Here is a 10,766-nt window from a genome sequence, read left to right as displayed (position 1 = left end):
AGTTCGGCGAGGTCACCGCCGTGCACAGCTGGGTCGAGCCCGGCGCGCTGCGGGTGAAGGTTCCGGCCTAGCCGTACTGCCGAGGCGCTCAGGAGTCGTCGGGTTCGCCCGAGACGACCGCCCGCAGCCAGTCGCGCGCCTCGATGAACACGTCGTCGTCGTAGCGCGGGATGTACTCGATCGGCGCCTTGTCGGCGCGCGGGTACGAGCCGAGGAAGATCACATTCGGGCTGAACCGGCGCACGCCGAGCAGGGAGTCAGCCACCCGCTCGTCGAGGATGTGCCCGTCGACGTCGATGACGAAGCGGTAGCGGCCGAGGGCGTCGCCGATGGGCCGCGATTCGAGCAGGCTCATGTTCACCCCGCGGGTCGAGAACTGCTCGAGCAGTTCGAGCAGCGATCCGGCCCGGTCGTCGGGCAGCTCGACGATCAGGCTCGTCTTGTCGGCACCGGTGCGCGGCGGAATCGCTGTGGTCCTGCTCACCAGCACGAAGCGCGTGACCGCGTTGTCGTTGTCGCCGATGTTCTCGGCCAGCACGTCGAGGTCGTAGTGTTCAACGATTCCCGGAGGCGCAACGGCCGCGTCGGCGAGCTCGTTGTCGAACAGCGACGCGGCCGCCGCCACGTTCGACGTCGCCGGAATGTGCCCATGGCTCGGAAGCTCGGCGTCGAGCCAGTGATGACATTGCGTATAGGCGACCGGATGCGCGTTGACGACCTTCACGTCGGCCAGCGTCGTTCCCGGCCGCGCCACCAGAACGAACTGCACCTTCACGTGGTACTCGCCGATGATGCGCAGGTTCGGGATGTTCGCCAGCGCGTCCTGCGTCGCGCTCACGCCGCCCTCGATCGAGTTCTCGATCGCGATCATCGCCGCGACGCTGCGCCCGGTGACGACGTCGTCGAGCGCCTCACCCACATTGTTGACGCTGCGCCAGACCTTGCCTCGGGCATCCGCAACCTGCGCCAGGGCCGCCTCGGTGAACGTGCCCCGGGGGCCGAGGTAGCTGTAGGTCTCGGAGGAGGCGGCGGGCGCGGCTGCATCGGGCATGGCTCAGAGCCTATTGGAGCGGGGAGGCTATTGCAGGGCGCCCGCGTGCGGCACACTGGCCCCTATGACGACGACTGTTCGAGGACGTCGCGCTCGTACGCAGGAAAAACGGGTCGATAGCGCCGATTTCGCACGCGAAAGCCACGTTGTTCCTGCATACGAGCGGCGCCCCCGATCGCCGAGCAGGCCATGATCGACGAGCCCGGCGCGGGTGGTTTTCTGCTTCTAACGCACTGACAAGTCGATCGGAAGAATCGAACCTTCTGTGCGTCTAGGCATGGCACAGGACTAGGAAGGCACCTTCTCGAGATCACGAGCCAGAGAGCGCGGCGCTCGTTCAGAGGGGCGCTACCCCTCGCGGTGCACCGTCAGTTCGAGGTCGATGAACGCGCCGATCATCGCTCGGTAAGTACTCTCGACGACCTCTGGAGAAGCGCCGGCCTGCGCGGCGAGCGTTCGCACCTTCTCAATCACCTTCTCCACCCGATCGGGCGCCCGCACGGCGTGGGCATCGGCCTTGAGCCTGCCCGCCTCGACGACCCAGCGCTGCCGATGCGCGAGCAATTCCACGATCCGCCGGTCTATCACGTCGATCTCCGCGCGCACGTCGTCGAGGTTCTGAGCTGCCATTCGGCAACCCTACTGACGGGTGCTCGCTCGTTTGAAGGAAAAACACGTCCGAAACGCGGTATTCGCACGCGGCGGGGCAGTTTTTCCTGAGTACGAGCGGCACCCCCTCTTCACGGTGTCGGAGTGCCAGACTGTGAGGCATGGAAAACCGCGCCGGCACCGTTGCCCTCCCCGAAGACCTGGTCGATGTCGAGGCGCTCGTGCGCGCCTACTACGAACTGAAACCCGATGTCACCATCGCCGACCAGAAGGTGGTCTTCGGCACCAGCGGGCACCGCGGCTCGTCGCTGAACACCGCGTTCAACCAAGACCACATCGCCGCGACCACCCAGGCGATCGTGGAGTACCGCGCGGGGCAGGGCATAACCGGCCCCTTGTTCATCGGCATCGACACGCACGCGCTGAGCCGCCCCGCCCAGACGACGGCCCTCGAGGTGCTCGTGGGCAACGAGGTGCGCGTACTCGTCGACGAGTTCGACGGCTTCACTCCGACGCCCGCCGTGAGCCACGCGATCATCGCCTACAACCGGGCCCATCCCGATGAGCCCCAGGCCGACGGCATCGTCGTGACGCCCAGCCACAACCCGCCGGCGGATGGCGGCTTCAAGTACAACCCGCCGCACGGAGGCCCGGCCGACAGCGACGCCACGGGCTGGATCGCGAACCGCGCGAACGAGCTGCTCGCCGACGGCCTGCGCGGCGTGAAGCGTGCCGAGCCCAGCGCCGTGGAGACCTACGACTTCATGGGCCGCTACGTCGACGACCTCGGCAGCATCATCGACATGGAGGCCATCAAGAAGTCGGGCATCCGCATCGGAGCCGACCCGTTGGGGGGCGCGAGCGTCTACTACTGGCAGGCGATCCGCGAGCGCTACGGCATCGACCTCACCGTGGTGAACCCGGTGGTCGACCCGCAGTGGGGCTTCATGACCCTCGACTGGGACGGCAGGATCCGCATGGATCCGTCGTCGCCGAGCGCCATGGCATCCGTTCTCGCACACCAGCACGACTACGACATCCTCACGGGCAACGACGCCGACGCCGACCGGCACGGCATCGTGACGCCGGATGGCGGCCTGATGAACCCTAACCACTACCTGGCCGTCGCCATCCAGTACCTGTACGCGAACCGCGCCGACTGGAAGCCGGACGCGGCGATCGGCAAGACCCTGGTGTCGTCGAGCATGATCGACCGGGTCGCCACCGAGCTGGGCCGCACGCTGCTCGAGGTTCCGGTGGGCTTCAAGTGGTTCGTGCCCGGCCTGGTCGATGGAACGGTCGCGTTCGGCGGCGAGGAGAGCGCCGGCGCGAGCTTTCTGCGCCTCGACGGCACCGTGTGGACGACCGATAAAGACGGCATCATCCTGTGCCTGCTCGCGGCCGAGATCCTGGCCGTGACGGGCAAGACGCCCAGCCAGCTGTACGCCGAACTCACCGAGAAGTTCGGGTCGCCCGCCTACGAGCGAATGGATGCCGCGGCCACGAAGGCGCAGAAGGCCCGGCTCGGCAAGCTCGACGGCGACGCGATCACCGCGACCTCTCTTGCCGGTGAGCAGATCGTCGCCAAGCTCAGCCATGCGCCCGGCAACGGCGCTGCGATCGGCGGTGTGAAGGTCATGACCGAGAACGCGTGGTTCGCGGCCCGGCCCAGCGGCACCGAAGACGTGTACAAGATCTACGCCGAGAGCTTCTTGGGCGAGGAACACCTGCGCGACGTGCAGCGAGAGGCGAGGGCGATCGTCGACGAAGCCCTGGCGGAGTAGCGCGCTTTTCGACGGGCTCAGGCGATGTGCCGCGGCAACTCACGTGGTGGTTACGCGCCGTCTTGCACATTGAGATGCATCACCCTATTCTGAACCTCGGCATGATCTCTCTGAGGGGGGCAGGATCGTGCACTTCACTAGACACCCGTCTTAATGTGCCTCTTCTGGCGCATTTTTGACGAGACCAGAAAGCGCACCGTAATGACCCCACCACCACGCCCGTCACTCGCGCGCCGATTTGTCGCGACCGGCGCAGCCTGTGCGCTGCTCACCGGTGTCCTGATCACCGGCACCGTGCCCCTGGCCGCGGTCGCCGCAACGGGCACCGTCACCGGAACCGTCTTCCGCGACTTCAACGGCAACGGAGCGCAGGACTCCGGTAACGCTGTCGGTTCAGGCCTCGCCAACGACACCGGCCTCGCCGGCGTCAGCGTCACCGCAACCGATGACGCCGGAACCACCTGGACGACGACCTCGGTCGCCGACGGCACCTACACGCTGCCCGTCACGAACTCCTCGGCGAACACGGTCCGGGTTCAGTTCACCGGCCTTCCTGCGGGCTACGAAGACGGTGCGGTGCACGGCGTCGACGCAGACAACAAAACGGCCGTGCGATTCGTCACGGTGAACAGCACCGATGTCGACTTCGCGGCCAACACGCCCGAAGACTACACCCAGCCGGGCGGCGCGCCTCTGGTGACCGCCATCCAGTGGGCCGGTTCGCCTTTTGCCGCCGACGGCGGCACCAAGGGCGGCGAGCCCGCGCTCGCCGGAATCGGCTACGACGACGGCTACTCCGGCCCGCAGCCCGACTTCGCCAAACGGGTGACCCTGGCCACGTACGGCGAGGTCGGCTCCATCTCGGCCAACGTCTTCCAGTCGTCGAGCAACAGCGTCTTCGCCGCCGCCACCTATAAGCGCAACAGCGGCCTCGGCGAGCTGGGCCTCGGCGGCATCTACCGCATCACCGACGTGCGCACTGCCGCCAATGGCGTGAGCGGCGACGGAGAGGTGATTCCGTGGCTCGATGTCACCGACATCGGCATCGACGTCGGCACGGCGCTCACCAACGCTGAGCGCGGGCTCACGGGCCCCCAGGCCCAGGTCAACGATCCGGATGCTTTCGCCAAGGCTGGCAAAGTCGGCATCGGCGACATGACGCTCAGCCCCGATGGCAACACCCTGTTCTTCGTGAACCTGTTCGACAAGAAGCTGTACTCCATCGACATCGTCGATCCCACGACTCTGCCGACGGCAGCAGACGTGAAGAGTTACGACCTCGGCCTCGGTGCCGGTGAGCGCCCTTGGGCGCTTACCATCTACCGCGGCGAGGTCTTCGTCGGCTTCGTCGACAGCGGCGAGACTGCCGACGGATCCACGCCGGGCCTCTCGGCCGACGCCGCGGGCCTCGGGGCGCACGTCATCAAGGCCCCCCTGAGCGGCCTCGGCACCTGGACCGACGTCTTCACGGGCGACCTCGGGTACAAGAAGGGTGACGTCTACAACAACGTGCTCGCCCCGCAGAGCCGCCAGTGGAACACCTGGGCCGACACGTGGACCTGGACCGGCGGAAGCGTCGCGCAGTCGGGTGGAGGCTGGCAGATCTACCCGCAGCCGATCCTCTCCGACCTGTACTTCGACGAAGACGGTTACCTGAGCCTCGGCTTCACCGACCGCACGTCGATCCAGGGCGGCAACCGCAGCGTCGCCTCCGACCCCTCCGTGCCAGGCACGAACTTCGAGGCCGGCGCGAGCGGCGACCTGCTGATCGCATCCCCCAACGCCGACGGCACCTTCTTGTTGGAGAACGACGGAACCGTGGGCGACCGCACCACGACGTCGGACAGGGCAGACCAGGGTCCCGGCGGCAAGAACTTCTACGACGACGGCCAGAACCTCGGAGCCTCCTCATCGCACCAGGAAACGACCCTGGGCCAGCTGGCCGGTATCCGCGGCACCCGCGAGGTGCTCGCCACCGCCTACGACCCGCTCGCATCGATCCGCGCCGCTGGCCTCATGTGGGACACGGTCGACACCGGAACCCCGGTGCGGGGCTTCGAGCTCACCCCTGACGGCGGCGGCAACGGCGCCGGTGGCAACTTTCAGAAGGGCGGCGGACTCGGCGGCATCAGCATCCTCGCCGCGCTCGCTCCCGTCGAGATCGGAAACCGAATCTGGTTCGACGCCGACAAAGACGGCATCCAAGACCCGTCTGAGCCCTCCGTCGCCGGTGTGACCGTCGAACTCGTCAAAGACGGCGAGGTCATCGGAACGACGACGACCAACGCCCAGGGCGAGTACTACTTCTCCTCCGACGACACCTCCGAGTTCTTCGTCGACGGCTTCGTTGCGAACGGCGGCGAGTACACGGTTCGATTCGTGAAACCGACGTCTGGCAACATCCTGTCGAACGACCCGGTCTACGGAACCGTGCCCTGGTCGTACGCCAACCTCACGAGTGCGGAGGCGACCTCGACCGAGACCGGCTCGAACCCGAACCCGGCGACGGGCGAGTACACGTTCACCGTGGGCGGACCGGGTCAGAACGACCACAGCATCGACGCCGGCTTCATTCTCGACACGACCCCGACGGTCGACATCGAGAAGGGTGACGGAACGGGCGAGACGATCGACCACGACGCCGACACGGTAGATGACTCCGAGACGTATGTGCCCGGCGAGACCCGAACGATCGTGTTCGCCGTCACCAACACGGGCGACGAGCCCCTACGCAATGTGGTCTTGACCGACGACACGCTCGATGGTGCCGACGTGAAGGCCCTCACCTGGACGATGCCCGACGGAAGCACCGTCGACGCCGTCGAGGTGAACGGCGTGCTCACGGCACGCTGGCAGAGCACGTTCGCGCCGGGAACCACCCTGTGGGCTCCGGAGGCCGTCATCACCGGAACCGCGACGCTGACCGCGGGCGCGGGGGGAAGCATCCACCTCGACCGAGCGACGGTCACGGCTGTCGGCGCGTACTCGGCGATTCCCGTCGATGACGAAGACGACTACAACGCCCACGTGCCAACCACGCCGGCTGTCGAGGTTCCTCCGACGACGAGCCCCACGCCGACACCGGCCGCGGTGCCGTCGACGCCGGCTCAGGCCACGCCGACAGACCTGGCGTCTACGGGTGCTGCCGTTCTGCCGGTCATCATCGGGGCATTCGCCACGCTGCTCGCCGGTGCAGCCGCGCTCATCGCCACGATGCGCCGTCGCAAGCTGACGGAGCAGTAGGGCACGCGGATTTCGAGACCATGTCCCACACACCGAAGGTATTCTGACGGCATGGTCTCGAATCCCCCGCGTCGAGCCACTGCAGCGCGCTTCACTGCCGCCTGGCTGGCCGGATGCGCGTTGCTGCTTGCCATCGGCGGCTGCAGCGCATCCGGTGGCAACGACGCGAAAACCGGCGGCGCGAACGGCGGCGCGGCTCCTGCCGTACTGACGGTGCCGACGGATGCGAAGACGATCGCAGACGCCGCCGACAGGATCGCTCCCGGCGGTCTCATTCTCATCGAGCCGGGCGTGTACACCGAGACGGTGTCCATCGACACCGAAGACGTCACCCTGCGGGGCCTCGACCGCAATGCCGTGATCATCGACGGCGAGGGACTGCGCCCCGAGGGTGTCGTCGTCACGGCCGACGGTGTGCGAGTCGAGAACCTCACCGTGCGCTCGCACACCTTCAACGGCGTGCTCGTCACCGGCATGCATGACGGAGACGGTGCCCAGGCGCACGGCCTCGACGGCTACGACACGCTCGATCCCGAGAAGTTCCCTCCGATCGAGCGGTTCTCTATCTCTCACGTCACGTCGTACAACAACGGGCTCTACGGCATCTACGCGTTCGACAGCAACCACGGATCGATCACCGATTCCTACGCATCGGGCTCGGCCGATTCGGGCTACTACGTCGGGCAGTGCGAGAACTGCGACATTCTCGTTCGCGCAAACACTGCCGAGAACAACGCGGTCGGCTTCGAGAACGCCAACGCCAGCGATTCCGTGTACATCGTGGCGAACCGCTGGTCGAACAACCGGGTCGGCATGACGCTGTTGAGCAACTACCAGGAGGCGTTCCTACCGCAGAAGGCGAACACCGTCGTCGGCAACGTGATCGCCGACAACACGTCTGAACAGTCTCCCGAGCAGGCCGATGGCGCCTTCGGCATCGGGGTGGGCATCTCGGGCGGTCAGTCGAACCAGTTCAGTCGCAATACGGTCGCCGCAAATCCGTACGCCGGCATCCTCGTGTCGGGCTCCGAAGACATCTCGGCCACGGGCAACACATTCTCGGGCACCGTCTTCGCCGACAACGGAGCGGATCTGGCCAACATCTCGCAGCCGCGTGCCGCAGCGTCGGGCAACTGCCTGACCGCAGGCGACTCCGCGTCGGTCGTTCCGTCGACGTTCGCGGTGGCCGACTGCGGCAACGCGCAGCAGGACGCCGCCGCCGACGGCACGCTCACGAAGCCTGTGAGTCCGAAGGGCATGTCGTTCTTGAAGGTTCCGGCGCCGCCCGCGCAGCCTCAGCTTCCCGGCGATCTGCATAAGGCGCCTGCGCCGCTTCCCGCGACGGTCGGCGCGCCCGACGACCTCGAGACCATCCCGGCACCCGCACGCGACTGGCGGCCATCGTCGTGACGGGCCGATCCGCCCGGTGGATGTCCGCCGCAGCCGCCGCGGTGGCGCTGGCGATCGCCGTGGCCGGATGCTCGGCGCAGCCCACCCCGAACGCGAGCGGCGCACGCCCACTCACCACGGAGGAGGCCCAGCGGCTCGCGATCGCCCGCTTCACCAACTACGACGAGGGTGTGCGCAGCATCACCGCCGAGGTTCCCGGCGATCCGAACGTCGAGCTCGCCGGCTGGGTCGATTTCGCGGAGCATCGCGGCTACGCAGCGGCGGCGACGGATGGCGCAGCGGTCGGATCTGCCGGGCTCTTCGGCTTCACGGGCGACACGATCGCGGTGCGAGAGGGCGCCGAAGACGGAGCCGTGCTGCCCATTCCGGCAGACGGCTGGGTCACCGATTCCCTCGATGCGACCGCCTCGAGCCTGCAGAACCTGTTCGTCATCGCGCTCTCTCTGGGCTCAGACCGGCCCGACAACCCGCAGCTGCTGCAGCAGAGCGACGCCCTGTGGCTGCGTTCAGACGAGATCGACGGAACGCCCGTCGACGTCATCGCGGGGCCCACGTCGGACACTCCGGCCACGGCGGCCGCGTCTGAAGACGACGCGACCGTGCGCTACTGGCTCGACACAGACGGCCGCATGCTCCGCCTCGAAGTGGCTCAGCCGTCTTCCGATTCGTGGACCGTGCTCGACCTCGGCGACCATGCCGTTGTCGACATCTCCGCCGTTGCGACACTGGGCACGACCGATGGCTAGCGGCGAATCCCACGGCGTCGACCGCCGCTCCGTTCTCTTCGGGCTCGGCGGCCTGGCCACGGGCGTCGTTGCAGGCGCGGCCGGATGGAATGCCACCGCAGGCGGTCGCCTCTCGAACGTCGACCCGGAAACGAGCGACCCTGCCGCTGTCGACCCGGCGTCCGAAGGCGCTGCCGGCGCCGCGGCATCCGACGGAGCCGGCGCCCCGGTAAACGCCTCCGGACGATACCAGCCGGGCATCCATCGGCCCTCGACGCCGCAGCGCCACGGACTGGTCATGGTGCTCGACATCGCCGGCGACGACCTGTCGTGGCTCGGCGCGTTGGGCGACGCGATCCTCGGCATCGCCGATGGCAGCCACGCCGACGTCACGAGGGTCGCTCCCGACGGGGTCGGCGACCTGAGCGTCACCGTCGGGCTCGGCCCGCGCCTGATCTCGACCGTCGGGCCCGAGCTGCCCGGGGCCGCCGACCTGCCCGCGTTCGCCGACGACGACGGCATCCCGCTCGAGCGCCGCGGCGGCGACGTGATGCTTGCCGCCTACGGCTCCGACCCCACGATCCTCCGCCCCGTCCTCGAGCTGCTCCTGACGCAGATGACGGCAGCGACACCTCGGTGGGAGCAGCGCGGCTTTCGGGGGCCGGGCACGAGCACGGTGGCCCGCAATCCATTCGGCTTTCTCGACGGCATCATCGTTCCCCGCACCGACGACGAGTTCGACGACAACGTCTGGATTCAGGAGGGCCCGTTGGCGGGAGGGACCGTCTGCGTTCTCCGCCGTCTGCGCCTCGACATCGTCGGCTTCCAGAGCCGATCCCGTGACGAGCAGGAGGCCATCATCGGCCGGAAGGCGGGCACCGGCGCTCCCCTGTCGGGCGGCGCACCGACCGCCCAGATCGACCTGCGGTCGAAGACTCCCGAGGGGCAGTACACCGTTCCGGCGCACGCGCACGCCCGCGCGGCGCATCCGTCGTTCACCGGCAGCGAGCTCATGCTGCGCCGCGGCTACACGTTCGACGACGGCCTGGTCGACGGCGTCGCCGACGCCGGGCTGCTCTTCATGTGCTACCAGCGGTCGCTGCGCACGTTCACCGCGACGCAGCAGCGGCTCGACGAGCTCGACGCCCTGTCCGAGTTCTCGACGCCGACGGGGTCGGCGACGTTCCTCATCCTTCCCGGGTTCTCGCGCGAGTCACCGTTGGGCTCGACGCTGCGCTGACCGCTAAGTCAGCACCTGTGTAGCAACACCCCGCCACGGCGACAGCACCGGGCGGCGCTTCTTCGAAAACGTGCTGACTTGGCCCGGGGCTCACGGCTTGTGCAGGTGGATCAGCACGACTCCCGGGCGCAGCTCTTCTTCGCGAACCCGTCGGTACCCCTCTCGCCCGTAGAGGCGCAGGTTCGCCGCACTGAGGTGGCCGGTGAAGAGAGTGAACTCGTCGGCACCGCTCGTCGCCTCGGCCGCGTGCAGCAGGGCGGTTCCGATGCCGGTGCCCTGCAGATCGGGTGCGACCACGAGTCGACCGATGTGGGCGACGCCCTCGTGCACGGTCCACCGAACAGCTCCGACCAGCCGCCCGTCGAGCCGGATGCCCAGGGCCGGGCCCTCGAGTTCGGCGCTCAGTTCAGCGAGGGTCTGGGTCAGCGCGGGCAGGTGCGGATCGGAATAGAGCTGCGCCTCGGTGGCGTACGCCGCGCGCTGCAGAGTGAGCACCTCGCCCGCGTCACGCGGCGTGATCGGGCACAGCTCGCGGATCGCGTGTTCTGACATGGGTGCATCCTTTCAGATGGCGACCGCACGCATCCGCGCACGGTCAGGAGTCGGCGCCGGCGACCCAGTCGGGATCGGCCGCGAGGGCGGCCACCTCGCCGATCAGCCTCGACACATGAAACCCGTCGACGGTCGCGTGGTTGCCCTGCACA

8 protein-coding genes are annotated in these 10,766 nt (G+C 67.9%); 5 read left to right on the top strand and 3 right to left on the bottom strand.

The annotated features are described in order from the left end of the window. Positions 1–88: 88 nt before the first annotated feature. Positions 89–1,051 carry a prephenate dehydratase gene (gene pheA / locus ACE5CZ_RS11770; protein ID WP_374947518.1) on the bottom strand — a complete coding sequence of 321 codons (963 nt, stop codon included), beginning with the start codon at positions 1,049–1,051 and terminating at the stop codon, positions 89–91. Positions 1,052–1,399: 348 nt separating this feature from the next. Continuing rightward, on the bottom strand, positions 1,400–1,681 hold the full coding sequence (locus ACE5CZ_RS11765) for a chorismate mutase (protein WP_374947517.1): 282 nt from the start codon (positions 1,679–1,681) through the stop codon (positions 1,400–1,402). Positions 1,682–1,821: 140 nt separating this feature from the next. On the opposite strand from ACE5CZ_RS11765, the gene pgm reads away from it, so the two are divergent. The 5 genes from pgm (at position 1,822) to ACE5CZ_RS11740 (ending at position 10,062) form a co-directional block, all read left to right on the top strand. Beyond that, the gene (gene pgm, locus ACE5CZ_RS11760) at positions 1,822–3,444 is read left to right on the top strand and encodes a phosphoglucomutase (alpha-D-glucose-1,6-bisphosphate-dependent) (RefSeq protein WP_374947516.1); all 1,623 of its coding nucleotides are present in this window, start codon (positions 1,822–1,824) and stop codon (positions 3,442–3,444) included. A gap of 201 nt (positions 3,445–3,645) precedes the next feature. Further along, a complete protein-coding gene (locus ACE5CZ_RS11755) occupies positions 3,646–6,687 on the top strand; it encodes an SdrD B-like domain-containing protein (protein ID WP_374947515.1) in 3,042 nt (1,013 codons plus the stop codon). A gap of 51 nt (positions 6,688–6,738) precedes the next feature. After that, positions 6,739–8,097, top strand: a complete 1,359-nt coding sequence (locus ACE5CZ_RS11750; RefSeq protein ID WP_374947514.1) for a nitrous oxide reductase family maturation protein NosD — start codon at positions 6,739–6,741, stop codon at positions 8,095–8,097. 20 nt (positions 8,098–8,117) lie between these two features. Beyond that, positions 8,118–8,843, top strand: a complete 726-nt coding sequence (locus tag ACE5CZ_RS11745; protein WP_374947513.1) for a hypothetical protein — start codon at positions 8,118–8,120, stop codon at positions 8,841–8,843. Next, positions 8,836–10,062 carry a Dyp-type peroxidase gene (locus tag ACE5CZ_RS11740; protein WP_374947512.1) on the top strand — a complete coding sequence of 409 codons (1,227 nt, stop codon included), beginning with the start codon at positions 8,836–8,838 and terminating at the stop codon, positions 10,060–10,062. Before ACE5CZ_RS11745 ends, ACE5CZ_RS11740 begins: the two co-directional genes overlap by 8 nt. A gap of 90 nt (positions 10,063–10,152) precedes the next feature. Here ACE5CZ_RS11740 and ACE5CZ_RS11735 read toward each other — a convergent pair whose 3' ends face one another. Continuing rightward, positions 10,153–10,614, bottom strand: a complete 462-nt coding sequence (locus tag ACE5CZ_RS11735) for a GNAT family N-acetyltransferase (RefSeq protein ID WP_374947511.1) — start codon at positions 10,612–10,614, stop codon at positions 10,153–10,155. Positions 10,615–10,766: the final 152 nt, after the last annotated feature.

Origin of the sequence: Agreia sp. (assembly GCF_964263775.1) — a bacterium.
GTDB lineage: Bacteria > Actinomycetota > Actinomycetes > Actinomycetales > Microbacteriaceae > Agreia.
This window is presented reverse-complemented; position numbering and strand designations above follow the sequence as displayed.

Bases quoted from the DNA above. Each gene is read 5' to 3' on its own strand.
- pheA (WP_374947518.1), bottom strand. From the start codon at position 1,051: ATGCCCGATGCAGCCGCGCCCGCCGCCTCCTCCGAGACCTACAGCTAC.
- ACE5CZ_RS11765 (WP_374947517.1), bottom strand. From the start codon at position 1,681: ATGGCAGCTCAGAACCTCGACGACGTGCGCGCGGAGATCGACGTGATA.
- pgm (WP_374947516.1), top strand. From the start codon at position 1,822: ATGGAAAACCGCGCCGGCACCGTTGCCCTCCCCGAAGACCTGGTCGAT.
- ACE5CZ_RS11755 (WP_374947515.1), top strand. From the start codon at position 3,646: ATGACCCCACCACCACGCCCGTCACTCGCGCGCCGATTTGTCGCGACC.
- ACE5CZ_RS11750 (WP_374947514.1), top strand. From the start codon at position 6,739: ATGGTCTCGAATCCCCCGCGTCGAGCCACTGCAGCGCGCTTCACTGCC.
- ACE5CZ_RS11745 (WP_374947513.1), top strand. From the start codon at position 8,118: ATGTCCGCCGCAGCCGCCGCGGTGGCGCTGGCGATCGCCGTGGCCGGA.
- ACE5CZ_RS11740 (WP_374947512.1), top strand. From the start codon at position 8,836: ATGGCTAGCGGCGAATCCCACGGCGTCGACCGCCGCTCCGTTCTCTTC.
- ACE5CZ_RS11735 (WP_374947511.1), bottom strand. From the start codon at position 10,614: ATGTCAGAACACGCGATCCGCGAGCTGTGCCCGATCACGCCGCGTGAC.